Annotated in this window: 19 protein-coding genes; 2 read left to right on the forward strand and 17 right to left on the reverse strand. The window is 44.3% G+C overall.

Annotated elements, in window-relative coordinates; translation table 11 throughout:
- The first annotated feature begins 663 nt into the window (after positions 1 to 663).
- Positions 664 to 1,806 (forward strand): BMP family ABC transporter substrate-binding protein, encoded by a 1,143-nt coding sequence (locus tag RM347_RS11565; RefSeq protein ID WP_322721952.1) that lies wholly within the window; start codon positions 664 to 666, stop codon positions 1,804 to 1,806.
- Positions 1,807 to 2,111: 305 nt separating this feature from the next.
- On the opposite strand, the gene RM347_RS11570 is transcribed toward RM347_RS11565, so the two are convergent.
- From RM347_RS11570 to gvpN, 17 genes are all read right to left on the reverse strand, one after another.
- Positions 2,112 to 4,361: a chemotaxis protein CheW gene (locus tag RM347_RS11570; protein WP_322721953.1), complete on the reverse strand. Its 2,250-nt coding sequence runs from the start codon at positions 4,359 to 4,361 to the stop codon at positions 2,112 to 2,114.
- Between the two features lie 53 nt (positions 4,362 to 4,414).
- Positions 4,415 to 5,671 (reverse strand): GAF domain-containing protein, encoded by a 1,257-nt coding sequence (locus tag RM347_RS11575; RefSeq protein ID WP_322721954.1) that lies wholly within the window; start codon positions 5,669 to 5,671, stop codon positions 4,415 to 4,417.
- Between the two features lie 166 nt (positions 5,672 to 5,837).
- On the reverse strand, positions 5,838 to 6,863 hold the full coding sequence (locus tag RM347_RS11580) for a chemotaxis protein CheW (protein ID WP_322721955.1): 1,026 nt from the start codon (positions 6,861 to 6,863) through the stop codon (positions 5,838 to 5,840).
- Between the two features lie 192 nt (positions 6,864 to 7,055).
- A complete protein-coding gene (locus RM347_RS11585) occupies positions 7,056 to 7,442 on the reverse strand; it encodes a four helix bundle protein (protein ID WP_190960305.1) in 387 nt (128 codons plus the stop codon).
- A gap of 48 nt (positions 7,443 to 7,490) precedes the next feature.
- Positions 7,491 to 10,625 (reverse strand): hybrid sensor histidine kinase/response regulator, encoded by a 3,135-nt coding sequence (locus RM347_RS11590; protein WP_322721956.1) that lies wholly within the window; start codon positions 10,623 to 10,625, stop codon positions 7,491 to 7,493.
- Positions 10,626 to 10,641: 16 nt separating this feature from the next.
- Positions 10,642 to 15,888, reverse strand: coding sequence for a GAF domain-containing protein (locus RM347_RS11595; protein ID WP_322721957.1), 5,247 nt, complete (start codon positions 15,886 to 15,888; stop codon positions 10,642 to 10,644).
- 244 nt (positions 15,889 to 16,132) lie between these two features.
- Positions 16,133 to 16,666: a chemotaxis protein CheW gene (locus RM347_RS11600; protein ID WP_322721958.1), complete on the reverse strand. Its 534-nt coding sequence runs from the start codon at positions 16,664 to 16,666 to the stop codon at positions 16,133 to 16,135.
- A 14-nt stretch (positions 16,667 to 16,680) separates the two neighbouring features.
- Positions 16,681 to 17,043: a response regulator transcription factor gene (locus RM347_RS11605; RefSeq protein ID WP_229538106.1), complete on the reverse strand. Its 363-nt coding sequence runs from the start codon at positions 17,041 to 17,043 to the stop codon at positions 16,681 to 16,683.
- A gap of 75 nt (positions 17,044 to 17,118) precedes the next feature.
- Positions 17,119 to 18,450, reverse strand: coding sequence for a response regulator (locus tag RM347_RS11610; RefSeq protein ID WP_322721959.1), 1,332 nt, complete (start codon positions 18,448 to 18,450; stop codon positions 17,119 to 17,121).
- A gap of 434 nt (positions 18,451 to 18,884) precedes the next feature.
- Entirely contained in the window at positions 18,885 to 19,583 is a 699-nt protein-coding gene (locus RM347_RS11615) for a gas vesicle protein GvpC (RefSeq protein WP_322721960.1), read from the reverse strand.
- 74 nt (positions 19,584 to 19,657) lie between these two features.
- On the reverse strand, positions 19,658 to 19,879 hold the full coding sequence (gene gvpA, locus RM347_RS11620; RefSeq protein WP_012408764.1) for a gas vesicle structural protein GvpA: 222 nt from the start codon (positions 19,877 to 19,879) through the stop codon (positions 19,658 to 19,660).
- Between the two features lie 238 nt (positions 19,880 to 20,117).
- Positions 20,118 to 20,807 (reverse strand): GvpL/GvpF family gas vesicle protein, encoded by a 690-nt coding sequence (locus RM347_RS11625; RefSeq protein WP_322721961.1) that lies wholly within the window; start codon positions 20,805 to 20,807, stop codon positions 20,118 to 20,120.
- 217 nt (positions 20,808 to 21,024) lie between these two features.
- Positions 21,025 to 22,848, reverse strand: a complete 1,824-nt coding sequence (locus RM347_RS11630; protein WP_322721962.1) for an AAA family ATPase — start codon at positions 22,846 to 22,848, stop codon at positions 21,025 to 21,027.
- Positions 22,849 to 23,043: 195 nt separating this feature from the next.
- The gene (locus RM347_RS11635) at positions 23,044 to 23,787 is read right to left on the reverse strand and encodes a GvpL/GvpF family gas vesicle protein (RefSeq protein ID WP_322721963.1); all 744 of its coding nucleotides are present in this window, start codon (positions 23,785 to 23,787) and stop codon (positions 23,044 to 23,046) included.
- 36 nt (positions 23,788 to 23,823) lie between these two features.
- A complete protein-coding gene (locus RM347_RS11640; RefSeq protein WP_322721964.1) occupies positions 23,824 to 24,258 on the reverse strand; it encodes a gas vesicle protein K in 435 nt (144 codons plus the stop codon).
- Positions 24,245 to 24,595: a gas vesicle protein gene (locus RM347_RS11645; RefSeq protein ID WP_096576415.1), complete on the reverse strand. Its 351-nt coding sequence runs from the start codon at positions 24,593 to 24,595 to the stop codon at positions 24,245 to 24,247. The genes RM347_RS11640 and RM347_RS11645 overlap by 14 nt, the downstream gene beginning before the upstream one ends.
- Positions 24,592 to 25,764, reverse strand: a complete 1,173-nt coding sequence (gene gvpN, locus RM347_RS11650; RefSeq protein WP_322721965.1) for a gas vesicle protein GvpN — start codon at positions 25,762 to 25,764, stop codon at positions 24,592 to 24,594. The genes RM347_RS11645 and gvpN overlap by 4 nt, the downstream gene beginning before the upstream one ends.
- Before the next feature lie 211 nt (positions 25,765 to 25,975).
- On the opposite strand from gvpN, the gene RM347_RS11655 reads away from it, so the two are divergent.
- Positions 25,976 to 26,227, forward strand: coding sequence for a gas vesicle protein GvpG (locus RM347_RS11655; protein ID WP_322673887.1), 252 nt, complete (start codon positions 25,976 to 25,978; stop codon positions 26,225 to 26,227).
- The last annotated feature ends 81 nt before the right edge of the window (positions 26,228 to 26,308 follow it).

A 26,308-nucleotide genomic window follows, 5' to 3' on the forward strand; every position in this document is an offset into this window, starting at 1 on the left:
TGACTACTAAAAAGTCACAGGAGAAGCAAGATATCAAAGCAGTTTTTATCATTTTTACAAACCACTTGGTGGAAGCTTTGCCGGAACTAAGAAAATAGGTAAGCTATTCCTCAATACAGTTTAGTTAACGTTCAAAACTAAAATCTACGTAGTTTAGGTAGTCACTTGCGTTACTTTAGTTACCCGTACCACTTACTACAATGAAGGACTCCCTTCACCTCCGTTGTAGTAAGTGGCCTTTGAGGAACGGTAGAGGCACGGAGCATTGCCGCAGACTAGGATGGCTTAAGGGAATATACCCTTCTCTCTAGCTTGTCTGCCAAAGAAAATTTCGTCAACCTGTGATTATCGTTGCATCAAAAAGCTGGTACAGCTAACAATAAATATTTTTTATATGTCACTTTAAGCAGTGATATTAGTAATTTTTGATACAACTTATAGTATTATTCTATAATTGGAACTAATAATTTGGCATAGCAAGTACTGAAGAACCAAAAAGTTTTGTGATTTTATATAAAATTAATCATTATTTGTCTTTTTTCTTAAGTAAATTGATGGCAAAAATAAAAAGCTAAAATTAAATAATTAGCCAATTTAAACCGTATCCAGTGCTACCAGCAATAAGAAAAACCTTTTTACCCAGGTAAACCCAATCAATAAAATATGGATCGTCGGAATTTTCTAAAGTATGTCACTTTAGCAGGATCTAGCTTTGTCTTAACTAGTTGTGTTCAAGGTAGAAGTTCCAATTCACAGCCGGATGTGTCCCCCTCAGCGTCGTCTGTGGTAGTAAATGAACCTCTCAAGGTGGGATTTGTTTATGTAGGTACTGTGGGTGATTTTGGTTGGAATTATGCCCATGATTTAGGCCGCAGAGAGATGGAAGCCAATCTTCAAGATAAGGTAAAAACTACCTTTGTCGAAAATGTCAACGAAGGTGCTGACGCTGAACGGGTAATTCGCCAACTAGCATTAGATGGTAACAAGTTGATTTTTACAACTTCCTTCGGGTATATGAATCCAACAATTAAAGTTGCCAAGGACTTTAGTGATGTTGTCTTTGAACACTGTGCAGGATACAAACATGCTGCCAATGTCGGCACTTATCTGGGACGTTTTGAAGAACCGCGTTACTTAACCGGCATAATTGCTGGTAAGATGACAAAATCGAATGTAGTTGGTTTTATTGGCGCATATCCAATTCCACAAGTAATTCGGGGAATAAGTGCATTTACTCAAGGAGTACGGCTAACAAATCCCCAAGCAAAAGTTAAGGTACTTTGGGTACAAAGTTGGTACGATCCAGCTAAAGAAAGAGAAGCAGCTCAAGCTTTGGTCAATTTAGGTGCGGATGTACTGACGCAGCATACTGACTCTGGTGCCGTTGTTCAGCTGGCTGAAGAAAAAGGCATTTATGCTTTTGGTTACAACACTGATATGAGTAAGTATGGTCAAAAAGCCCACCTGACATCAGCTATTAACAAATGGGGCAAATTCTATACAGATAAAGCCTTAGCTGTAATGAGTAATACTTGGAAATCTCAAGAGGTTTGGGATGGCATTGGTGAAGGAATGGTGGATATTTCCCCAATGAATCAGGTGATTCCGGCTGATGTGCAACAACTGGTAAATGCGAAGCGCGATGAGTTTATTCAGGGTACTGCACATCCTTTTGATGGCCCGGTGAAAGACCAAAAAGGGGTAGTGCGAGTACCAAAGGGTAAGGTGTTGGATGATCAAGGACAACTGGCGATGGATTGGTATGTTGAGGGAATCGAAGGGTCAATTCCCAAAGGGAAATCCTAGCACAGCTAAACAATACTAGGATTTCTCTTTTTAATTTTTAAATTTAGTTATTGGTGTTGTTAAATTAGCAGCAGAGTTATCAATTAAAAACTTTCTTCAAATTTTCTGGCTGCTTTACTGCCAAATATTGAGCCGACATTTCCGGTGTGAGTTGTAGAGCGACAAATTATTTGTCGCTCTACATCAACTTAATTGCATTGAACAACTTCGATTCCGTCGAAATCCTGAAGCTTACTTGGCTACTCTTGAGCAACTACTTCTCTAGCAAACTTTGCGGCTCTAGTTTTTTTCGGCAGATATTGGGTTCAAGCTAGAGATTTTGTGAGAAGCTGACCATCCAAAACCAGGCTAAGTTGCCCATTGGCAAGAATGCTAGTTCCTTGTATATAAGCAGCAACTGGGATTGCTTCCCCCAGAGGATGGATCGCAGAGGATTGCTTGCCGATAATGCTATCTACTTCTAAAGCACATCGTTTGTCTAAGTAACGAAATACTAATAAAGGCTTATCCTGCTTGAAAGCATTTAGTGTATCTGTACTGTAAGTAGTAACTGAGGTGGGAAGGTGGTTAGGACAAATCAGCACATCATTCAATAAGTGGATAGGGACGAGCATTTCTGTTGTTAAATGCTCACCATCGCAACCAAGGAAGCCACTGGATCTGCCAGAAGGCTGCAAAAATAACATGCGTCCCGCTTGAGTTTGGATAATTTGTTCGGACTGGGATAGACAAATCTGCTCTACAGAATCGGCAATAAATGCATAGACTCTGGAGTTAGCTTGACAGACGATAAGTTGAGCAATTTTTTGATCGAGAGGAATTTGGAGCGAGAAAGCTGTACCATGTCCAGCTTTAGACTTCAATACTATTCTTCCCTGAATAGCTGTTAATTGCTTGCAAACTTCAGTTAATTCTACTCCTAACTCTAAGGCAGCACGATCGCATAAAACAGATGAAACCTCTGGCTCAAGTACCAGTTCAGTCACTTGTAACATATCCCCTGGTTTTGTCAGGGCGAACCCCTGGGCTAAAGCAGGTTGATAAATTTGAGATAAGTTAAGTCCTGCACCATCATCACAACCATCAATAATCAGTTGATTTCCTTGCTGATAAACTTGAATTTCGATGATACCATTGCTATTTTTACCAAGGTGTTGGCGCGTTTGACCAGACTCAATGCTTTGCTCTAGTAAATAGCAACTTATATGCAACAGAAGGACACGGAGGCGATCGCTAAATGCCCGATCGACTTGGATATCGCTAATTTGTAAATGTAGTCTAGCAGACTTATCTTGTAGAGCTTGTAACTGAGACCAAAGCCGATGCAACGGTTCTAAGGCTACTTTTAAAGGAATAGTTGTAACTATTTTGACTAAATTGGCAGAATGGTTAAGTAACTTTTCCTGCTGTATGAGTTCTTGTTTGAGTTGGTGATGATTGTTATTGAGCGAATCAACAGTTGATGCCACCTGAGACGCTTGGGTCAAAACAGATTGCAGAGTACTGTATAATTGCTGAGAGCGAGAAGCAGCTAGGGGAGAAAGGGTATCTGAAATTGCTGCTAAACGTCCTGACCATTCCTGTAGGTTATCGAGCAGGTGTTGTAATCGTTTAACTTGTCGGAGCAACCGCCCGATTGTATGTTGCTGTTGTTCTTCTTGACAGGCTTGCTGATTATATGTAGTTAATAATGTTGCAACTAGCGCGTTTAGTTGTTCGAGATGCTTAATATTGATGGGTGTAGCGGCTGGAATACTTGTTGCAAGAATGGTAGAAATCGATTCTTGCAAAGAGAGTGGATGGCGATCGCTAACAGATTTAACTAGGGATGCTTCAGTAGGCAGGGAAAAATCCCCCAACCAAGCATGAAAATCTTCTTCTCCATACTCCTTCGGGTTTGCTAGTTCCCCTACTTTGATAGGAAGCTGCTCGGTATCTACGCAAACAAGGCTGCCAGACTGGAGGGTAGTTTCATCTATTAGTTCCCTATCAAGACTTTCCTTGTCTTTAACTATAAATTGCTCTGGTAGAGCCGCAGAAGATTCTACCTCGGCCAAGCGATCGCCAAACTGAATAACTGGTTGATGTTCCTGCGGTTGCTCTATTGATGTCTCAAGGTTTGTTTCCTGGGGGATAACGCTTTGTTGGCGATCACCAAATTCTGCTTGTAGACGAGCAACAATGGCAGACATCCGCTCCAGAATTTCTACTTCGTCAATTTGCGAGGCTGTTAAAAATGCCATCAACAACATCTGTAGGCAATCTAATCCTTCCGACAACAGGGAGGCGATTGGGGCGTTGACAGTTGCTCGATACTGATGCAGCAGCTGAAAAATCTCTTCTAGTGCAGCCGCAACTATGGCAATGGCATCTAGCTCGGCTGCTATGGCAATCGAATGCAGAGAGCTAGCAGCTTCCATGAGAGCCAAAGCTGTACCAGGGTTACTGTCTTTTGTATAATTAGGCAACTCCTGCTCCAAGAACAGTAACAGATCGATCGCTTCTTCTAGAAAGCGATCGTCGTTCTGCGGTTGGGGGACAAAATCGGTACTCATGAAAACAACTCTCAGTTTCTATGGGGTTTGTGACAATTCTATGGCTTCGACATTCATTTGAGGGTACAAGCAGCGATGTCGGCGATCGCTCTGAATTGCTCCTGGATTTGCGCGATTGACTCCAGCCCGGCACTGATTTGGCGATCGCACGGTTCGATAGCAGAAGCAACGTCTCCTGCTGCCACCTGAAGTTCCTGGAACCATTCCTCTATATTTAGCGTGCTGTCGCGGGCTTGACGGGCGAGAATTTCCACCTGTTCGGCAGCAGCTAACAAACCTCTTTCCTGATCGCTAGCTTTTGTGGCTTCGATGGCTGTATTCAGGGACAAAATCTGAATTTTGCTATTCAAGCCTTCCACAAGGTGAACAAAGCCAGAAGCTTGCTGGCAAAATTCACCAAGGTATTGCAGCTGTTTATTAGTAACAGCAACAGTATCTTGAATAGACATTAAATGCTCGCCGGCAAGCTCGGCGATTCTTGCTCCTTCTTGTACAGCCTGGCTCACCTGCTGAAATGGCACTAGTAACTCAGAGCGATCGCAGGATTCAGCTTTTTGGGGAGGCGATGACAGTTGTTGAGCAGGTGGAGCTACTATTTCAGCCCAGCGCAAGTTAATTGTCAACATCATTCCTACTTGTTGTAGCAAACTGCGCTCTGCTTCCTGCCATTGTCGGGGTTGAAGGCAATGATGAATAACTAAAAAACCCCAAGGCTGTTGTTTGACAATCAAGGGCAAGCAGAGGCTAGCTTGCACCTGAAAGCGTTGCCAAAATTGCTGTTGGCGGGGAGTTAGTTCTAATACTTCAGTTAGGTTGCCCTGCGAGTTTTGTCCGTCGCCAACATCGGGTTTATTAACAAACAAATTTATCGGTAGGGATTGGTTGAGCAGGGATGTCCAACCTGCTTGTATAGCTTCAGCGATCGCTCGACTGCGATTATCTTCCTCAAAACGATAAATCAAAACGCGATCGGCGTTGAGAATATCTCGAAGGGCGGTGACTGTAACCTCCAAAAGTGCAGTTTGACCTTTTGCTTGCTGCATTTGGCGATCGATGGCCGCAAGTTGTTCTCGCTGGAGTTGAAAAGCCCCTCGAACATTTTGATCGTTGTCACTGGGCGAATCCTTAGCCAAAGCTTGGATAAAAGCTTCGATTTGACTTACCTTCTGCTGCAATTGAGCGACCTTTGGCCCCTTAGCAGATTGAAAGACTGCTTTGATTAGAGCCACATTAGCCAAAATTTCTTCTATCTGGATTTCATTTTCAACAGGCTGGGTTTCAGAATTAGCGTCTAAAGTTGCGATCGTCACGGAAAACTCCTTGGCAGCATCAAGTCAAATAAAAAAGCAGGGGAGCAGGGAGCAGGGGAGCAGGGGAGCAGGGGAGCAGGGGAGCAGGGGAGCAAAGAAGAGTTCAAATACCAAGTTCTTTCCCCTCTGCCCCTCTGCCCCTCCGCTCCCCTCCCCCTGCCTCTTATCAGTGGGTTTGCCATTGCAATGTCTGGGCGATCGCTCTGGTGTCTAAAATCCAGCGATCGCCTGGCAGAATACCTCGAACAAAATTTAGTAGTTTGTTTGGGGAAAAGTCGGTTGGTGCCGATTGTGCTTGCTGTAAATCCTGCCACTCTACATCGTAGACATGAGCCACCAAAAACCCGATTACCTGATTTTGCAGCTCGATAACTAGAACCATTGGCTTTTCTGGTCGTGACTGCCGCTTCAAAAGCGGCGCATAACCAAGCAAATGTTCTAAGTCAACCACCCGCAGCATCTGTCCTTGCCAATTATAGAAACCTAAAATCCAACTTGGTAAGGCCGGGGCTGGGGAAATTTCTTGGCTAGCAAGATCAATAATGTCCTGTAATGAGTGGAATGGTAGCAATCCACTTCCTTGATTCCCCAAGGAAAAACGCAGAAATCTTTGCCGTTGTTCGCCTGATGTCAGCCCAGGAGCCAAGGTTGGGGTTGTTCCGGGCAACCCCAACTTATCAGCCAATATCTGGCTCATACCAAGAAGAAGGACTTTGAGTGGTTCCTCGTTTGGTGCTACAGGCAAAACAGCCATGTGGCTAACACAGCTTAACTCCGCCACTTGCCGATAAGACCACGGCACGGGACGCACAGCTTCCAAAGGAATATCGATTAAAGCAGGGGGCTTGTCCACAGGAATGCCACAAATTTCCCCAGTCCGGGTTTGAGTCAGAAGTAGGAAGCGCCCTGAAGTGTCAACCGCAGAGGGAACTTGATGCACCTGTTGGCCTTGTACTTGCTGAATGAACTTCTGGCGCAAGTCTACAATTGTGATCGTTTGCGCTCCCAAATCAACCATCCCGATACCACTTTCAACCGTACTGCTAATAGAGGGACAAGCCATCACCTTGAGAACTGCACCAACTGGCAGGGCAAATAAATAGTCTGCGATCGCAAAAACAACGACTCGTAATGAGTCGCGTTCGCTCACAGCGCCAGATAATCGCTTAAACGGAAAGGGAGTGTTAAGCATAAGTCGGTCGGTGTTGAAAACTGTGGTTAGGGGGCAGGGGGGCAGAGGGGCAGAGGGGCAGAGGGGCAGAGGGGCAGGGGGCAGGAGGCAGGGGGGCAGAGAGGCAGAGGGGCAGAGAGGCAGAGAGGCAGGGGGGCAGAGGGGCAGAGGGGCAGAGAGGCAGGGGGGCAGAGGGGCAGGGGAGAAAGAATATTAACGTTTCATTAGCCAAGGTGAGGGGTCAGTAATCATATTTACCAAACCACCTAAGATCCGATTGTAGATTCCATATAATTCTCTGCCTAATTCAACATCCAAATAATTGCACTTAACAGCAAATTCAATCCATGTTTGTGTTTCTGCTGCCTCTGCTTCAGAGTCATTGAGTTTAGCCACAAAAGCTGCTTCATATCTACGCTTTCTCCAAGCTTCAGCTAGATTTGCACAAACAGAACGTGACGATCTACGAATCTGATCAGTTAATGAATACCGCTCCTCGACAGGAAACTTTTTAGAGAGTTCAAAGATTTTCATGGCTGCATCAAATGCCATTTGATAAACTTTCAAGTCTTGATGATTTTTAATTGGTTCTTTTTCCATCTTCATCTACTCCTCTGCTCCCCTGCCCCTCTGCCCCCCTGCCTTATCTCAGGTATGAACCAGTTCAGCGATCGCGGCTAGAAAGTTCTGTTCTGAATAGGGTTTGGTCAAGTAAGCTTTCGCCCCTAGAGCTAAAGCTAATTGGCGGTGCTTCTGTCCGCTACGAGTAGTCAGCATCACCACAGGAATCCCGTACAAACGCTCGTCTTGGCGATGGTGTTCTAAAAACTCAAATCCATTCATACGCGGCATTTCAATGTCACAAATCACTAGATCGACATCACCGTGTTGCAGCATTTGCGCGATCGCCTCTCGACCATCGCCTGCTTGCAATACTTGATAATCGGCTTTCTGGAGCGTCTGCACCAAACTTTGTCTTTGTACAACCGAATCTTCCACCACTAACACTGTCAGTCGGTTAGGTTGAGCAACGGCTGTATTGATTTCCATCGGCTGTTGTTGCGGTTGCGTAGTTAGCTCGAATTGCTGCCCCTCTAGAGTAAGAACAGGCTCAAGCGCGGGCAATAGTCTAGTTGCAAGACTTGAAGCCGGGGAAGTCGGCATCATATCTGTCTCCCAGGTTTGCCGAACTAACTCCAACGGGTCAACAATTAGGGTAAGACTACCATTACCCAACACGCTGTAGCCTTGGATGTAACTAGGTAAAGTCAGGACTCTGCCGAGGGATTTAATTACTAATTCCTGCTCGACTAAAATCTGATCGACTTGCAAACACAGATATTGATGCTCTGTTTCCAACAGCAGCAGAGGTTCGACGGTGTTTCGTTGTTTGACTGGAAAAGGACTTAGGTTTAAATTGTGGTCTTGGGTGAATAAAGGATATTTGTAATCCAGCAAATTGGCAAGCGGGCGGATGGGAACTAGTTGCTGACTTTGCCCTTCTCCCCACTGCCAGAATTTCTGGCTGCCTTGCCCGTGTAAAGATTGCTGGACTTGAATCTGCTCTGGCTGCGGTAATAAAACCTGGCTAATTCCTTCAGATAGCAAGCCATAAGTAATACCTTGAGATTGACAAACAAGCAAGCGTGCCGTTGTCAAGCTCAGAGGCAATTGCAGCATGAAGGTGGTTCCCTGCCCTGAAATCGATCGCACCACAATCGAACCTTGTAAAGCTTGCAATTGAGTGCGAACAACATCTAAGCCGATACCACGACCAGATAACTCACCAATCTGCTTGGCGGTAGAAAAGCCTGGTTCAAATAATAACTCTGCCAGTTGGTCTTCTGAGGCGTAGGCGGCTTGTTCGGGAGTCAGCAGGTGTTTTTCTATAGCTCGCTGACGAATGGATTCCCAGTTAAAGCCTCGACCATCATCCCGTACCTCAATAGTAGTGCGGTTGCCTTGATGATAAGCTTGAATTGTAATTGTTCCGGTTTCTGGTTTACCCTGCTGGCGGCGGGTTTCTACCGGTTCAATGCCGTGATCGAAGGCATTGCGAATCATGTGCAGCAAGGGATCGTACAACTGCTCAGAAATGGCTTTATCCACCAGTACCTTCGTACCGCCAAGCTTGAGTTCAACAGGCTTATGATAAGTTGCTACCATCTGTTGCAGCAGCCGGGGTAATCGATTCAACACTGTTCCCAGTGGAACCATTCTGGCTTGCAGCAAATCTTCCTGCGCTCCTGAAAGCAGTTGCTTGCGCTTTCCGAGACTGAAACGAGATTGCTGAACTAAGCCATTAACAGCCTCAATCCGTTCTCCTAATTGCACCATGTCTTCTGTAAGATTTTGCAGGAGAATGTGCAACTCGCTATAGTTATCCATTTCTAAGGCATCAAAATTTGATTGTGCCTCGGTAGCAGAGATAACTCGTGGAGATCCATGTATATGTCGCTGCTTGCGTTCGGGAAGCAGCAGATGTCGATCCGACCAAGTAAAAACTTTACTAAGTTGTTGTTGACAGTACAAAAACTGTAGTAGAGTGTCCTGAGCTGCTTTGTGGATGTGGTTAGATTGCAGGTTTTGTTGGTTTTCGCTGATTAGCAATTCCCCAATTGTATGGCTGAGGCGATCGAGCTGTTCTATCGCTACTCGGATACTGGGAAGTGATGCCGATGACTGAGCCTGGAGGCTTGGCGCTGGTGGTGGAGAGGCTGGCCGATCTGAGTCTGAGTATCGGCAGGATGTCTGTGGATCTCCGATCCAGATTGACTGTAAAATCCGCTCTATGGCAGAGGGTGCTACTACCGAATCCTGAGAAATAGGTGCCAGTACCTCCGGTGTTTTTGGTAGGGAGTTATCAGTCCGCTTCGGGAAAAACGACCAAATTGATTCCGCTTCGCTGGCACTGAGGAGGGGAGATGGCTGATTCTCAGTTGTAGTCGTTTGTGTTGGTTGGGCAGCGATCGCAACTGGCTGCCCTTGCAGTTCTTGGACAGGAGTAGTTATTTCTGCCCATTCTCGCAATTGTGGAGATATTTCTCCCCCTTGAGTGCGATCGCCTGCCAGTACTGCTGCTTGAGCCGCTTTAAAATTTTCTAAAGCCACCTGAGCGATTTCCAATACTTTGTCTGGATGCGCTTTGAGCGCGTTTAGGGTCGCCTGGGCAATTTCTTCCAATCCAGATAAGCCATAAGATGCTGCTAGTTCGACAAAAAATTCTGCTTGGGAGTTGAGTGTTGTTTGAATTTGTTGCGGATCTTGGCTTTGAATGTCAGTTTCCAGCTGTTGCAAATCCTGAAGTACACTCCCGGAAAAGATTGACTCTACCACATCAAAGCCAAGTTCTTCCGAACTGGGAAGCGGAGCCTCACGACCAAAAAAGTCGCCTAGTTTATGTTGGAGTTGGGCAAAGATTGAGGCAGTGCGATCGAGTATTTCTGCCTCATTGCAGGATAAGCCCATCAAAGCTGCACTCAATGGAGTTCGCAGGCACTCATAAGCATCTAGAAGCAAAGCACCCAATTCTGGATCGATTTCTAATTCTGGAGCGTATAACGCTTGGAATACATCTTCCAAATGATGGGCAATTGTCTGAATAGTTTCTTGCCCAACACTGGCAGCACTCCCTTTGATAGTATGGGCGCTTCGCATCAAGGCATGAACTTTTTCTATTGTTTTTTCATCAAGTAGACCGATTAGATTCTGCTCAATGGTTTGCAACAACTCTGCCGCTTCCGCAAGAAAAGCCTGCTCTTGATTACTGGGATCGGGGTTCATAACACATTTTGCGAGATTAGTCAACTTTGAACTGGCTAACGCTGGTTTCCAGTTGTTGTGAAGTCATCCGTAGTTCCTCAAAAGACTCGGAAATGTGGATGGCACTTTCTGAAGTCTTGCGGGCGATCGCCGAAACATCCATCATCGCCTCTGTCAACATCTGAGATTGCTGACTTTGATGGGAAACTGCTTGGGTAATTCCTTGTACTAGTCCACCAATTTCGTTGGTAGCTACCACGATCGCACTTAGGGAATGACGAGTCTCATCGATCAAGTTCGAGCCTTGGACAACTTGGCTAATCCCTATTTCCATTGCTTCGGTAACTTCGTTAGTGCCAGCTTGAATTTCTTGCACGAGTCGCTCAATTTCTGTGGTAGCACTAGCTGACTGATAAGCTAGGGAACGAACTTCATCTGCAACCACCGCAAAGCCTTTGCCATACTCTCCAGCACGGGTAGCCTCGATCGCAGCATTGAGAGCCAGCAAATTAGTTTGAGTAGCAAAGTTTTCAATCAGACTTACTACTTTCGAGATTTTCTGAGAAGCTTCACCGAGGCGTTTAATCTTCTTCGCTGTTTCCGACACCGTTTCCCGAATCTCCAAAATGCCATCTACGGTTCTTTCCATCAGGGAATCACCAGCTTGGACGGTGTTATTAGCTCTTTGCACCGCCTGTCCGACTTTTTGAGCATCAGCAGCGACTATCTGGGTGGAAGTTACCATCATTTGTAATTGTTCCAGAGCGTTTTCCAGCCGTTCTGCCTGCTGTTGAGCTTGGTCAGATAGTTTCACTACTGAGGTAGTGTTATTGCTGGAATTTTCACTCACCCTGCCAGCAGCAATCTGCACTTGTCGCACTAAATCTCGCAAACTTTGGATCGTAGTGTTGTAACCATCGGCGATCGTCCCAATTTCATCTTCAGATAGGGGCGCTCGAACGGTAAGATCGCCTCTGAAGGATGGTTCCAAAGCCATGAGAACGCGGATTGCTCCTTGTTGGAGTTTTTCGCGGGCGGTGCGTTCGCGCTCTGCTGCTTCTGCTAGTTGCTGCTCTTGAATACGCACCTGTGTTAGGTAATCTGCAAGATTCAGGGCAAGACCAATCTGGACACTGGCTTGGTTGAGAACATCCTCCTCGGATTGCTCCCACTGGCGCGATGCGCTATTTTGATAAACTCCCATCAACCCCCATAGCCGATTTTCTTGAAAAATCGGCGAAATCATGTAGGCTTTAGTTCCCCACATTTCTAACAATTGGATGTGACATTCGTCATGGCCGACACTATATATATTGTCAACCCGCAAACTTTCTTTGCGGACATAACGCCCTCCTTGGTTGTACTGGAGATAGGTATCTCTAACTCTGGCAAGGCTAGTTCCCACAAGCTTAGGCCAATCCCCAGTCACAGACTCAACGACAAATTCTCCAGACCAATCAGGCTCGAAACGGTAAACTCCAACTCGATCTACTTTCAGCAGTTGACGAAGTTCGTGGGTAGCAAACTGGACAAATTCCAGAACATTACTATGACTTTGAGCCATCTCTGTTAACCGACTTGGCAGGCGATAGGAAAATCGGGCGTTTGCTACTTCCCGTTCTGCCAGTTTGATCAGTTCTTCATTCTTGGTTAAGGTTTGTTGTAAGTACTGCGATTGCTGGACGGCAACGCCAAACTGCGTGCCGATTTTCGTTACCAAGTTAATTTCATTATCTTGCCATTGCCGCGACCCGCTATTTTGGTAAGCTCCTAACAAACCCCAGAGCTTGTTTCCGGCAATAATCGGGGTGATGATATAGGCTCTAATCTGGAATTGCTCTAAAATTTTCAAGTGGCACTGGGCATGACCAGCAGTGTAAACGTCATTAATCACAAACGTCTCGTTGTTGCGATAGCGTCCACCTTGGGTTTGTTGTAGGTGTTCGTCTTCCCATACAGTCCTGATATCGGGGCCAACCAAAGCCACCCATTCACGACTTACGGATTCGGCAATAAACTCTCCGCCCCAATCTGGATTGAAGCGATACACGGCTAGACGATCGCATTCCAAGTGCGATCGCAATTCTGGTAGGGCATTGCGGAAAATCGTATCTAGCTCTTGAACTTGGCGGATTTTTTCTGCCAGCCGTGTCAGCGCTCGTTCCCCTTCTGCGGTTCTGGCTAACTCTGCATTCTTCTTCTTGAGCTGTTCGATATACTTAACCTGTTGCAAGCCTATACCCATTTGCACAGCTACTTTTCGCAACAGTTGCACATCCTTGGATTTCCACTGCCGAGGGCCAGTATTTTGGTATGCTCCTATAAAGCCCCAGAGTTTGTTTCCAATAAAGATCGGAGCGATCGCGTAAGCTTTGGCCTGGATTTTTTCTAATATCTCTACGTAGCACTGAACGTGACCGGCAGTGGAGATATCATTGACAACAAAGGTTTCATGATTGCGATAGCGTCCGCCCTGAGTTTCTTGTAAGTGATCGTCCATCCACATCGTTTTGATATCGGAACTAGCTAAAGACAGCCATTGATCTTTTACGGATTCGGCAATAAACTCCACACTCCAGTCGGGATGAAAGCGAAATACTGCAAGGCGATCGCACTGTAGTTGTTTGCGTAAACTTGGCAGCACATTCAGGAAAATTGTATCTGCTTCTTGAGCTTGGCGAATTTTTTCCACCATCCCTGTCAGCACTTGTTCCTCTTCTGCTGCCCGCGCCAACTCTGCATTTTTCGTTTTCAGTTCTCCGATGTACTCGGCTTGCTGCACGCTTAACCCCAACTGAATGCCCAATTTGGTCAGCAATCGCACCTCCTCGGAATTCCACTGGCGCGGACCGCTATTTTGGTAAGCTCCTAACAAACCCCAAAGTTTGTTTCCAGCGAAAATAGGGGCGATGGTGTAGGCTTTAGCCTGGAACTGCTCTAACAGGTCGATGTGGCACTGGGCATGGCCAACAGTATAGATATCATTGACGGCAAAAGTTTCATTGTTGCGATAGCGCCCGCCTTCGGTTTGCTGTAAGTGTTCGTCTTCCCATACGGTCTTGATATCGGGACCAACCAAAGGCACCCAGTCACTTCCTACAGATTCAGCAATAAATTCACCGCTCCAGTCGGAGTTGAAGCGATATATTGCTAGGCGATCGCATTTGAACAACTGCCGCAATTCTGCCAAGGTAGTGCGGTAAATTGTTTCTGGGTGTTGGGAATGAAGCATTCTCTCCGTCATTCGGGCGATGGCGTGTTCTACTTCAGCTACTTGTGTCATTTCGATATTTTTTAATCGTAGCTGTTCGATATATTCAGCTTGCTGGAGGGCAATGCTCAACGGTTCGCCGATCTGCAACAAAGCACCGGTTTCTTCCTCAGTCCATTTCCGAACATCAGAATTCTGATAGGCTGCTAACAAACCCCAAAGATTACCAGCGCGGAAGATGGGAACAATGATGTACGCTTTGGCTTGGAACTTCTCTAATGTTTCTAAATAGCAAGGTGAAAAACCAGCAGCATAAATATCGTTGACTTTACGAAAGCGCGTTCCTTTGGTGTACACTCCACCCTGGGTTTCCTTCAGATAGGTATCGGCATCAGGTTTAACAGGGGAGCCATAGTCCTTAACATTACAACGTTCTGAAGACATCAGACCTGTTTTTAAAATGCTGTCTTGTTCCTGCATCTCCAACAGTGACGACCAACCAGCAGCTACAGATTCAGCGATAACTTCTCCACTCCAGTCTGGATGAAATTGATAAACGACAACGCGATCGCATTTTAAAAATCGCCGCAACTCTTGGGTTGTAATGCGGAAAAGGGTGCGAAGATCCGTTGCTTGCCCAATCTTTTCAATGATGCCGAAAACAGTACGTTCTCGTTCAACAAGTTTGGCTGACTCCTCAGAGCGATTATAAAGTTGTTGCTGATATTGCACCTGTTGAATCGCAATACTAGACAGAGATGCAACCTGCACCATCAATCGAACTTCACTATCTTTCCATTGACGAGGCTGAGAATTTTGATAAGCAGCCAGTAAGCCCCACAACTTTTCTCCCTGGAAGATGGCAACAATAATGTATCCTTTGGCTTGATAGGTTTCTAAAATTTTGATATAGCAGTCAGAAAAGCCAGCACTATAGATATCATTAGTGACTCGATAAATCTGTCCGCGATGGAAATTTTTGCCTTGGGTATGCTGAATGTAGCTGTCTGCAATGTGCGATCGCCCTGTTGTCCCAGCCAATCCGCCTTCGTCTGCAAGGTTCCTAACACTGCAATAGTTAACGTTATTGATAATTGCTGGGTTGTTTCGCTGTTCTTCTAATAGAGAAACCCACTCAGATCCAACAGATTCAGCTACAAATTCCCCACTCCAATCTGGCTGAAAACGATAAATTGCGACGCGATCGCATTTTAGTGACTGTCGCACTTCTTGGGTGGCAACACGAAAGATGGTATCCGCATCTTTGGACTGGAGAATTTTATTCGCTACACCGACCAGGATTTGGTCTTTTTCCACTTCTTGTTGCAACGCAGCCTGGATCGCGGCAACTTGCAGTTGCGCTTCTAATTCCTGCTCGATTAATTTTAGTAACTGAATTTCAGCATTCTGCCACTGGCGAGCAGCAGTGCATTGCTGCACTACCAACAAACCCCAAACCCCATCTTTTGCTAAAATCGGCAAACTCAAACAAGCTCTTACCTGAAACCGATCCACGAGCTGCTTTTGGTAAGGAGACAAGCTTGCAGTGTAGGTATCTGCGATCGCGACTAATTTTTCTTGTTGATAAAGCTTGGCAGAACCTAACCCAAAAGTGACGGCGGGCAGTTTTTCCTTCAGCATTGGGGTAAAGCCATCCCTCATCGCCTCTGCAACAACTATCCCCTGCGTCGGATTTGTAAATTCATACAGCACCACGCGATCGGCTTGCAGTGAGCTTTGTACCTCCATGACAGCAGTAGCAAGCAAAATATCTAGATCGGAAAATTGGCGGATTTTGCTAGCGATCGCCTGTACTTGTTCTACCTCTAATCCATCTCCTCCGTCTTGATATGGCAACACACTTAGCAGTTCTTTTAACTTGCGGATTCTCTCTCGCAATGGCCCTGTTTCCACCCAATCAGCTTGATCCAGTTCAGTTCGCAATTCTTCTAGAGCAGAGGTGATTTGCTGTTTTGCTGGTACATCAACGGTATGCCCGTTATCAGTTTCCTTATAACCGTTGCTAGGATTTGAGCGAGGTTGGCTGGGTGTAAGATTGTGTTGCGCTACCATGATCTTTCTTGCTATGAAGGTTGTCGGAGTTAATAAGTAGAATGCAGAGCGGAGGCTAATTACTTAAGAAAGGCAGAAGGCAGAAGGCAGAAGGAAAGAAGTATTAATAAAAACTGTCTTTTCTGGCTGGGTCTGAGCTACAGTTTAAAAAAAGAATTGTATTGAGACGCGTAGCACGAGATACAAAGCATAGTTGCCTCCTGCCTCCTGCCTCCTGCCTTTCTTCGGTAGGAAGCTCTGAACTTTAAAGAGGCTGAAGGGCTTGAATCACAACATGGGTGTCAAGTAACATCAAAGGGCTACCTTGAGAATCCACAAAGTAACCCTGTAAGAACGAGCCTAGTCGGCCAGGTAACATCGATGTCGAAATCGCTAACCGCTCTTGGGGATCGTGAACTTCAATAGTATTGACTTGCTCCACCAACAGCCCGACGGTTTGATTCTGGACTTGAACAAGCATCGCCATGCCAAAGTTACGCACACTTCCCCGCCGACACCAGTGTGTAGCTCCCAACAAACCTGCTAAATCAAGAATCCAGATCGCTTCTCCCCGCCAATTCATTATGCCTAACAAGAATTCTGCTACCTGCGGTACTGGTAAAATCTCGGTCAGTGCAACCTGAATTACTCCCCGCAAATCAGCTAATGGGAGTAACCCATTTACCTTTCCATTCAACGGAAATCTTAAAAACCTCTGGTTGTTTCCTTGGGGAGAGTTTTCAAGTCGAAATTGGCTATTAATGGGTAGCGAAGAAAAACTATCATTGCTCTGTACCATTGCCCCAGTTTCCTTTAGCGAATAAATTTACTAACAGTCTGGAGCAAGGTATTTTCGTCTACAGGTTTGACTAAATAGCCATCGGCACCACTCATATTGCCCCAAGTTCTATCAACATCTGTGTTTTTAGTTGAGCAAATCACTACCGGGATTGCTTTTGTTGTCGGATCGGCTTTCAACTTGCGGCAGAACTCAAATCCACTTTGGCCTGGCAAAATCAAATCCAGTAAGATCAAGTCAGGTTTTTGTTGTTTCAACCGCAGTTGAGCCTCTTCACCACTACGAACTTCATAAACTGAATATCCTCCTTGCTCTAGGTAACGTGTCATCTTTTCGGATTCTGTGAGGCTATCTTCAACTAAAAGAACTTTTTTCATTTTTTTCCTAACTATTTAATTCAGAAATTGAAAAATAATTGCGTTTATTTCTTAACTATTTAATTCAGATCCAACCTAAACGGTTAAATACTTGTGAAGCACATTGAGTACTTTTTCTTGTTCTACGGGTTTACCCAAAAAGTCACTTGCTCCTACTAATTTTGCTCGCATCCGATCTACTATTCCATCTTTCCCCGTTAAGATGACAACCGGTACATCTTTGAGACTTGGAGTTTTACGGATTTGAGAACAAATTTCATAGCCATTCACTTTTGGCATCAAAAGATCCAAAAAAATGAAGTCTGGCTTGCTTTTAATTAGTTTTAAAACTGCCGTCAAAGAGTCTTGAATGCCAACAAAGCGATAACCTTGATGGGTGAGAATTTCTTCTAAACTGCGACAGATCATCGGACTATCATCCACACAGGCTACTAAAGGTCTTGAGACATCAATAATTGCTTTGCTAGCCACTGGGGGGGCAACTTGTAAAATAGTCTTTTCTTCTGTCTTCAGTGAAGAATTGGAATTATTCACTGCACTGGATGGAGTGACAATTTCTTTGCCAGTCGCTGGTGGAGCAACTTTGTTAAAATTCGGCCCAACTTGTATAACAGTCTCCTCTTCTGTCTTTAGTGAAGAATTGGAATTATTCACTGCACTGGACGGATTGCCAGTTTCTTTACTAATCACAACCTGCCTGAGCTTTGGGGTAGGTGAAAAAGCGATCGCTCCTGCTTTTACCAATGGCATCAAGAATCGGGTCAAAGCTAAGACATCCCGACCGCTTTTTTGCCCTAGACCTCGTAAAGTTTTTGTACCATCAACTAGAGAAATCAGCACTTTAGAGGATGCTTGTCCTTGGAGTAGCTCAATTTGTTGAATGATCGGAAATAAATTAGGCGAGTAGGTTGCCAGTCCTGCATCTCGCCATTCTTGCCAGGCTTGTGTAGCCTGTTTCAAGACTTCCTCAGTTGGTATTACAGCTAGGAGAACCCCAGGAACTTCACCAACAACGGTAGTATGTGACAACTGCCCTGTTGGATTGTTGCCATTTCTTTTGGCTTCAATGTACTGCATGATATCAAACAGGACTTCAGCTATTGAGCTTGCAATCAGGCTAACAAGTTGTTGTTGTTCGATTAATTTTTGTTCTCGCAACTTAGCAAGAATGGAATACTCGCGGTAATTTTCCTGGGGAGAGACAAGCTGCTCCAACTGTGTCACATCCACATTAGAACAGTACCGCAACAAGTGTCGTCGCCATCGCTCATCGGCATTAGAACCGCCAGCCTGCCAAATTAATCGTCCTAAACGAAAATATAGCGTCCAAGTCGGCCCATCTCTTGCTTCAAGATTTAGCCTGCCTGTGAATAATTTAGTTTGAAGTTGCTCGATCAATTGATTCACAATGGATCGCACCTCCTTATATATCTTGAGTTTTGCATTTACATTAAAATTGCTCAAACAATCCAGCTTACTAACTTTATCGTGCGATTGCCAATAGCACAGTTCAAACCATTTATTGAGCTATCCCAGATTGTTATATTCCTTTCCAATGCGGATATTTTTAAAGTTCAAAGCCGGAAGCTTGAACACAGATTTAAGCTCTTTTTCTAATTATTAATAGGTTAACTTGTTGCCATGTTACATCTACTGAGCAAATTGCTTGTACCGATGTAGTTGCAATACAGACCTGAAAAAGATGGAAATGTTCAATACTACAAAGCATAGACCAGCTTTAATGCTTATCGATTTTGTACTCTGCTGCTTAAGGCGACAGACACAAGCGATCGCCCAACCGCTAGTCTGCAAATACAAAAAATGAGCTTGAATTAAGTTTGTCAAGAAATTGCTTGTTGCCGAATAAAGTATTGGCGATCGCGTTGTTCCAGTACCCCTTGCTTGATCAAGGAGCGCAGGATATCTATCGTTTGCACCCGGCTTAAGCCGATCACCTCTTCAATTTCTATCAGAGTAGCTCCTTCGGCTTGCTGAATGTATTGCTGCACTTTAGATTTAGCAGTATCCGCATTCAAGATCGGCACTTTCTTAGCTATGGTATTGACGGAAGTACGAAAACCAGTGGCTTTAATTGCAGAACGGGAGATTGACCATTTTGGAACTGTTACAACTGATTTCTCTTCTTTAACAGGAGTCGGGGGAACTGGTTGTTCGGGACTGTAATCGCCCCAAACACTGTTATGTAAGATTTCCCGGAAATTTTGCAAGTTTTGGAATAATGCCTGAGCCTTTGCTGAACGCTGTTGGCGGTATTCTTGCTGGCGTTGCGAGACATCTGTTTTTATTTGCAATATTTCCAATTGCCGCTCTAGAATCTCTTGCTGAAATTGCTGCTGTTGTAACTTTCTGTTGTTGTCAAGGCTGGTAACAAAACTGCTCAATTCTTGATGAAGCAAATCTGCTTGCAGCTGCAATTCTTTTTGAGTTAGCTGTTTCCACTGGTTAACTTGTTGACGGCGTTCAGCAGTTATTTGCAATCGCTGCAATCGCTCTTGTTCCCATAAATTCTTGAGAGCCATCAGCTGAAATCTCCTATTTTGTTAACTAGAAATATTAAACAGGAGCCATAAAGACTCCTTTTTCTAATATGCTGTTAAGCAGCAGAAGGAACAGCAGCCTGAGATGTTAAACCAACCGCTTCGGCATATCTTAAGTAAGTTTCAACTGAAGCAATAACAATCCGAGCTTCTATTGATAGCAGTTCAATACCAACTAAAGAAACACGTACCCAAGCATCAATTACAATTCCTTTGTCCAAGATGCGGTCAATAACTTCAGCCAGACTTGAAGATGAGTTAACTTTTTCAACAGCCATTTTCTTTTTCTCCCACAACTCTAATTATTTATTTCATCTTGCTCTGATTGAGCAGTAGGTAAAACTTACACAATGTGTTTTATTCTTCCTGGGTTTAGTATTCCCAAAAAAGGAGATAAATATAACAAAATAAAAAAATACTAAAAAGTTCACAATATTCTTTTAGACAAAAATTAAAGAAAAAATTATCTCATCTTTATATTTTCTGGTAAAGTTTTAAATATGATTTTTTATGAATTTATATGAGAGTATTTTTTAAAAAATGATACGGTGGTAGAGGTTCGCTCAGTGCCAATTGCCAGTGCGAGCATTGTACCTGCCAGAGAGAAAACAGTTGCGTACTGAGCGTTGAATCGTTGCGCTGTGCCAAAAAGTGGATTTGCCGCACATCTGAGTGTCGAGTTTCACGGATAACATTTGTATATGTTTTGAGAATTAACTCGTTCAAGAGTTCCCACTGTTCGCATTGTTGTGCTTGAAATGCTTGCTGTGTTTGGTAGCGTTGTTTTTTAGCTAATAAATAGGCTTTTCCCCTGGCATCAATAGTGTCAGAATCGTCAAGTAAAGAACAGGCTGTCACTTTTACACTGTACTCAACTTTGTCTGCTAGCTGAGTTAGGGTTTCTAGATATTGCTCTTGGTGGTTTTCTAGATGATTCAGCAGTTTTTCTACGGAAGTAAAACCCCTCCCAAAGCGTAGGGGAAGAAGGGGAGTTTGTTGAAAAAGTTCTCGAATCACGCGATCGTGGTTTAATACAGCTTGAAGTAAACGCTCATCCGTTGCCTGTATTGCCTCCAGTGAGATTTCCGGCTCTACGATCGCAGCTAAACCAGAAGAGTAAACTAGTTCAATATTCCTTTCCATCCCTAAAGGTAGAACAAGCGGTGATGCGATCGGGACTAGAAGAGCATAAACGTATATTGACATAAGTAGAACGGCGTAAATATTTGTAGTTGGGATGAGGCAAGAGACAGGAAGGAGGCAGGAGGGAAGAGGGTTTAAGTTAAATTTACTTTAGTAACATAACTTAAGTAGCTTCCGCTCTGAACTTCTGCATTTTTTAAAGTAAGTATTCATGCCTAGTTTTGGCACAATTAAGCATGAAAATTCTTACCTCTTCCTCCTGCCTCCTGCCTTCTGCCTTCTATTGAGATTGATGCTGATTAGCAAGCATTTGGTATGTAACTTGGAAATCATCATTTGTAATCTGAATCAAGCTGGAGTCAGTTAATCCCTGGGCGCGGTATCGACGAATGGCGCTTAAAGCAGCTTGATTGCTCAACAAAGCCAAGTCTGCCCCATTCCAACCCTCGGTAACTGTCGCCCAGGTTTCTAAATCGACATCAACCAGGGGACGATCTAGATTGTGAACTCGTAAAATCGCTAATCGGCTGGCTCGATCTGGTAGATCGATTTTTATCTGTAAGTCCAATCTTCCGGCTCTGAGCAAGGCAGGATCGAGCGCTTCTGGACGATTGGTTGCTCCTACTAACAGTACTTTCGGGCATTCATGCAACCCATCCAATTCGGTGAGAAGTTGACCGACAACGCGATCGCTAACTCCAGAATCACCAGTGAATCGTCCCCGTGCTGGTGCTAAGGTATCAATTTCATCTATAAACACAACGCAAGGAGCTGCTTGCCGAGCTTTGCGAAAGAGTTCTCTAACTGCCTGTTCTGCGGCACCTACCCATCGACTTAGTAATTCTGGGCCATTTACAGCAATAAAGTTGGCTCTAGCCTGGGAAGCGATCGCTTTTGCAAGTAATGTTTTTCCCGTTCCAGGCGGCCCCCACAACAGAATCCCACGGGGAGGCTTGGCTTTGGTTTGCTCGTATAGTTCGGGATAAAGGAGTGCGCCCTCTACAGATTCTTGAAGTTTTTGTTTCACATCATCCAATCCACCAATGTCATCCCAACTGACACTTGGTACTTCAACTGCTACATCTCTAAGAACTGAGGGTTTTATCTCCTTAATTGCTTCGAGAAAATCCTGCTGTACGATAGTCATGTTCTCAGGAACAGGACTGTTGAGTGAGGGGACTTGACGACGAAGGGCAATATAGGCTGCTTTTTGACAAAGAGCTTTGATATCGGCACCAACAAAACCGACAGCCAAATCGGCGATCGCTCCTAAATTAACCGAAGTCTCCAAGGGCATGGCACTTGTCAAAATCGTCAGAATTTCCAATCGTCCATTGCGATCGGGAACCCGAAACTGAACTTCGCGATCGAAGCGTCCCGGACGACGCAGCGCCGGATCGAGATAATCGGGACGATTTGTTGCCGCTAATACAAGTACGCCCTCGGTTTTGGCAAACCCATCCATTAACCCAAGCAACTGGGCTACTAGTCTTTTTTCAACTTCACCTTCTACTTGGCTGCGATCTGGGGCAAGGCTGTCAATTTCGTCAATAAATATCAGGCAGGGAGCAGAACGAGTTGCTTTCTCAAAAATACTTCGCAAACGAGCTTCTGCTTCTCCGTAATACTTGCTCATCACCTCTGGGCCATTGATGGCAATGTAGTTTAACTCTAACTCTTCTGCCAAAACACGGGCTGTTAAAGTTTTTCCCGTACCGGGCGGGCCAACGAGCAAAACCCCACGTGGAGGCTCTAACCCTAATTTCACCAATAAATCTGGACGTTTAAGTGGAATTTCAACTAACTCTCTGATTTCTTGGAGAACATCAGCCAAGCCGCCGATACCTTGCCAAGCAGCTTTTGAGTTCGTCCGATCTGATGGGGGGGTGACATCAGTATCATCCATTGGTGTAGTGCCAACGGTGGAATTGGATCTGACTCGGCTGGAATTACTTGTTCTCGGAATATTGCCTTGTCGGGGAATACTACTGAGATTATGAGAGCGAATTTGAATAGAAGTTTTTAACTCCCCTTTCTCTACTTTTTCTTCTAAGACTTTGGCAATTTCTAATAAATGTTCAAATCCTTTAAATATGTCGTCCATTGATTTTACTTAAATAAAAGGCAGAGAAAATTTTATTTTCATAGGACTTACGCAAAATAATTAAAAAACGAACCGCAAAGGAAGCAGAGAAATAACAGTTTTAGAAAGTTATTGCGTAAGTCCTGTTTCAAAAAAATTAAAAGTTTCAATAATTTTTAATTTTTAATTTTTATTGCTATTCAACACGGAAAGTAATTAATTGGAAGTGGTTAATCGAAGACGAGCAAAGTTATACGGGGCAGTGAAATTGTTGTAACGAATTCGCAAACGGTTTTCAAATTGACGATCGAGTGCTTCAACGTGTTCGCTAAATTGTGATTCTGCTTCCCAAGGAATTAGGTAGGCTGAATTGTAGATCATTGTGTCCACTTGGGGAGTATTTTCCACCACCTCGATCGCAATGGAGTTGAGCGTGCTTTTAAATACATCTATGATGCCTTGCTTGCGATCGCTCATTCCCTGTTCGATGACTTGCCCTATTTGGATTACCCGCTCCATACTCAGGGGTTGACCCACTAGCTTATCCCTTTCAGTTTTGAGATTTGGGTGTTCTGCCAATAGTCCCTGAATTTCTGCCTCGGTATCCCAAAAAACTTTGACACTAACTTCTCGGCAACCCGATAACTTCGCAAGCAATTGCGTCAATTCTTCTTGATGAGGACGAATTAATTGCTCTGAAACCTTTTCCCAACTGGAAACCAAAAGTCCAAATTGCACGGGCAGTAAATAGCGATCGCCTGCTTGCATGATCTCCTCAAGGACTTTCTCATGACTTAGCAGGTTACGACGGCTGGCCAAATAACGCTCTTGCTGTGCTTCCGAGTAGATTACTGCAAAATCATCCAAAATTTTAATTTGTACGGGTTGCCGATCTAAGCCCTCTAAATTTAAATTTTGTGGAGCAGGCAAGGTCAAAATTCCATAAATGTAAAAACTCATATAAATGTCTTACCAAGAAGAATGTAGATAAAAAAGTTACAGGGGTTTAGAGGTGAGTACTAGTCTTAACTTGGCATGAACTAAGCTTAACTGAGCCAGTCCTAAGTCCAAGTCACCTTCAACCACAACACCGGTATTTAATAGGCGATCGAGAAGTTCTAGAATAGAGGGTTGACTAGAGGTTTCACCGGGGTAGTATCCTCCAGATTGGGGAAGTAAAGTTCCCATTTCACCCAAGTTAATATTTAGATCGGCTGGGTCAACATCAAATATCTCGCAAAGCTTAACAACCTGTTGTTCAAGCTGTTGCAGGCTTTCGGCAGCTCGATCTAGCTCATGGTCGTTGAGGGTGCCAGCATCCATGCGCCGAATCACCTGAGCTTCCATGAGTTGGCGTATCAGTTCAACAACCGTCAGTAATAACGGTGCTAAACCGGAATCGGAACCTTTTGATTTGCTAATCGCCTGCATTCTGATGATTAATAGGATTGAGTGCTTTGAGCGATCGCAGTTCTGTTTCTAGACTGGCAAGACGCTCTTGAAGTTGTTGATTAGTTGCTAATAAGGTGCGAGTTTGACTATTAAGATAGGGGTCGCTCTCCCACCAGTTAATTCCAATCTCTTTGGCTTTATCAACAGAAGAAATCAACAAACGAATCCGGATGTTGAGCAATTCTGTGGAGCCTACGGAAATAGAAATATCTCCTGCGATAACAATGCCTTTATCCAGAACCCGTTCTAGAATATCTGCCAAGGTAGAACCTTGAGTTGATGTAGTGATAGCTCCCCGATTAGTATTAGTACTCATTTGTTTATTAAATGGCCAGAATCAAGAGCAACTGTTTGTGAGATGTTCGGCGACTCGGCATTGCCCTGCATTTGGACTAATACTCCCTGTTCTCTGAGAGACTTGAGTGCAGCCACAATTTGACTGCGATCGATCCCTAATTCTGTTGCCAAATCAGAGAAACGCCTTCCTGGAGACTTGTACAGGTAGTTGTAGACTTCATGCTCGTAAGGTACTCGTTGTTCCAATACAATCTGATTTTGGCTGTCTGGTATGATCTCAGCCGGCTGAGATTGAGTATTTGTACTACGATGCAATTCACTCAAAACCTCTTCCAGTAGCCGAGTTGCTTCCATCAGAGGTTGATTCGTGCGAGAAAGCAGGATATCGGCACAAATATCTTGAAAGTAAGAATCTCCAAAATTGATAGAAATTTCGTGTTCATGGCAGATTCTAGCAATCATCAGACAGGAACGTAATCCACCGCCCATCCCAGAGGCAGATCGACTCCAAAACATCCGCACTAAGCGCACGATTTTTTCTGCTTTTTCAGAATCTATGCCTGTTTTATGAACTACAATTTCCTGCTGAGTTAGTTCATCAGGTGGAGGCATATCGATGGTAATAACACGATCCATCAAAGCATCCTGAGTTGCATGGACTCCACAATACTCTTGAGGATTTGATGTTAAAATTGCCCGGAACTTAGGATGAACCCGGATATACTCGGCTCGCTGTTGATTTGTTGGCAATACCAACAACCTCTCCTCAAGTACGGAGAGTAAAACGTTATTTACCTCCGGGTGCGATCGATTGAATTCGTCGTAAACCAGCGTAAATCCTTCTTTACAAGCTAGGGTTAATCGGGCATCAACCCAGTGTTGTCGAAGTTCATCTTCAACTTTGACAACGCTGTGGATGAAATTATCAACAACCTTTTTGCGGGTATAACCTAATTGATTACCAATTAAGTCTGAGGTTTTAAACTCATCATCTCCAAATAAGAGGATGATCGGCTGGTTAAGCAAATCAGCTAGATGCATTGCCAGAGTAGTTTTTCCGACTCCCGCCGCACCACGTAAATGTACTGAAAAACCCGACTGTAGATAGCGCAAAGCACGTTGAGCGATGCGTTGAATAGCAGGGGTATTGACAAATCGTTGGGGAGATGCATTTAATACTGTTGTCAAGCTCTAAGTACCTCGTCAGTAATAATTTTATGTAAAAGTAATTTTTTGCACATCGGGAATATAAAATACAGATGTCAAGAAGCCTTAACTGAACTCAAATCCAACACATTTTGGCATCAACATAAGACTAAGTAATGTTTTATATAATGTCATCAGCAAGATTACGGTCTTGTGAGACGGCTGTAACAAATCTACACAAGTGTAAATTAATATGGTTCTGCGCTTCTTACTACTACCGATTACTGGCCCATTAATGGGGGTAACGTGGCTTGGGGAAAAAATTTTAGAACAAGCAAGTACTGAAATTGATGATAAAGAAAATCTCAGCAAGCAGCTTCTTGCACTGCAACTTGCTTTTGATATGGGAGAAATTGCTGAAGAAGAGTTTGAAATTCAGGAAGAAGCTCTTTTATTAGCGATTCTGGAAGCAGAAAAGCAGGAAGGCGATGAGACACAAGAGTAAGGCAGGAGGCAGAGGAGGAACTACACCCCCGAACGCGAGGCTTTTTTCATCGAATTTAATCTGTGATGTGTGGATGAGAGA

The organism is Nostoc sp. ChiQUE02, assembly GCF_034531305.2.
In the GTDB taxonomy this organism is placed as follows: domain Bacteria; phylum Cyanobacteriota; class Cyanobacteriia; order Cyanobacteriales; family Nostocaceae; genus Nostoc.

What these genes read in the sequence shown, in the direction of transcription:
- RM347_RS11655 (WP_322673887.1), top strand. Translation starts at nt 25,976, where the DNA reads ATGGTTCTGCGCTTCTTACTACTACCGATTACTGGCCCATTAATGGGG.
- RM347_RS11570 (WP_322721953.1), bottom strand. Translation starts at nt 4,361, where the DNA reads ATGAGTACCGATTTTGTCCCCCAACCGCAGAACGACGATCGCTTTCTA.
- RM347_RS11590 (WP_322721956.1), bottom strand. Translation starts at nt 10,625, where the DNA reads ATGAACCCCGATCCCAGTAATCAAGAGCAGGCTTTTCTTGCGGAAGCG.
- gvpA (WP_012408764.1), bottom strand. Translation starts at nt 19,879, where the DNA reads ATGGCTGTTGAAAAAGTTAACTCATCTTCAAGTCTGGCTGAAGTTATT.
- RM347_RS11585 (WP_190960305.1), bottom strand. Translation starts at nt 7,442, where the DNA reads ATGGAAAAAGAACCAATTAAAAATCATCAAGACTTGAAAGTTTATCAA.
- RM347_RS11615 (WP_322721960.1), bottom strand. Translation starts at nt 19,583, where the DNA reads ATGGCTCTCAAGAATTTATGGGAACAAGAGCGATTGCAGCGATTGCAA.
- RM347_RS11565 (WP_322721952.1), top strand. Translation starts at nt 664, where the DNA reads ATGGATCGTCGGAATTTTCTAAAGTATGTCACTTTAGCAGGATCTAGC.
- RM347_RS11645 (WP_096576415.1), bottom strand. Translation starts at nt 24,595, where the DNA reads ATGAGTACTAATACTAATCGGGGAGCTATCACTACATCAACTCAAGGT.
- RM347_RS11635 (WP_322721963.1), bottom strand. Translation starts at nt 23,787, where the DNA reads ATGAGTTTTTACATTTATGGAATTTTGACCTTGCCTGCTCCACAAAAT.
- RM347_RS11625 (WP_322721961.1), bottom strand. Translation starts at nt 20,807, where the DNA reads ATGTCAATATACGTTTATGCTCTTCTAGTCCCGATCGCATCACCGCTT.
- RM347_RS11640 (WP_322721964.1), bottom strand. Translation starts at nt 24,258, where the DNA reads ATGCAGGCGATTAGCAAATCAAAAGGTTCCGATTCCGGTTTAGCACCG.
- RM347_RS11600 (WP_322721958.1), bottom strand. Translation starts at nt 16,666, where the DNA reads ATGGTACAGAGCAATGATAGTTTTTCTTCGCTACCCATTAATAGCCAA.
- RM347_RS11605 (WP_229538106.1), bottom strand. Translation starts at nt 17,043, where the DNA reads ATGAAAAAAGTTCTTTTAGTTGAAGATAGCCTCACAGAATCCGAAAAG.
- RM347_RS11630 (WP_322721962.1), bottom strand. Translation starts at nt 22,848, where the DNA reads ATGGACGACATATTTAAAGGATTTGAACATTTATTAGAAATTGCCAAA.
- RM347_RS11580 (WP_322721955.1), bottom strand. Translation starts at nt 6,863, where the DNA reads ATGCTTAACACTCCCTTTCCGTTTAAGCGATTATCTGGCGCTGTGAGC.
- RM347_RS11595 (WP_322721957.1), bottom strand. Translation starts at nt 15,888, where the DNA reads ATGGTAGCGCAACACAATCTTACACCCAGCCAACCTCGCTCAAATCCT.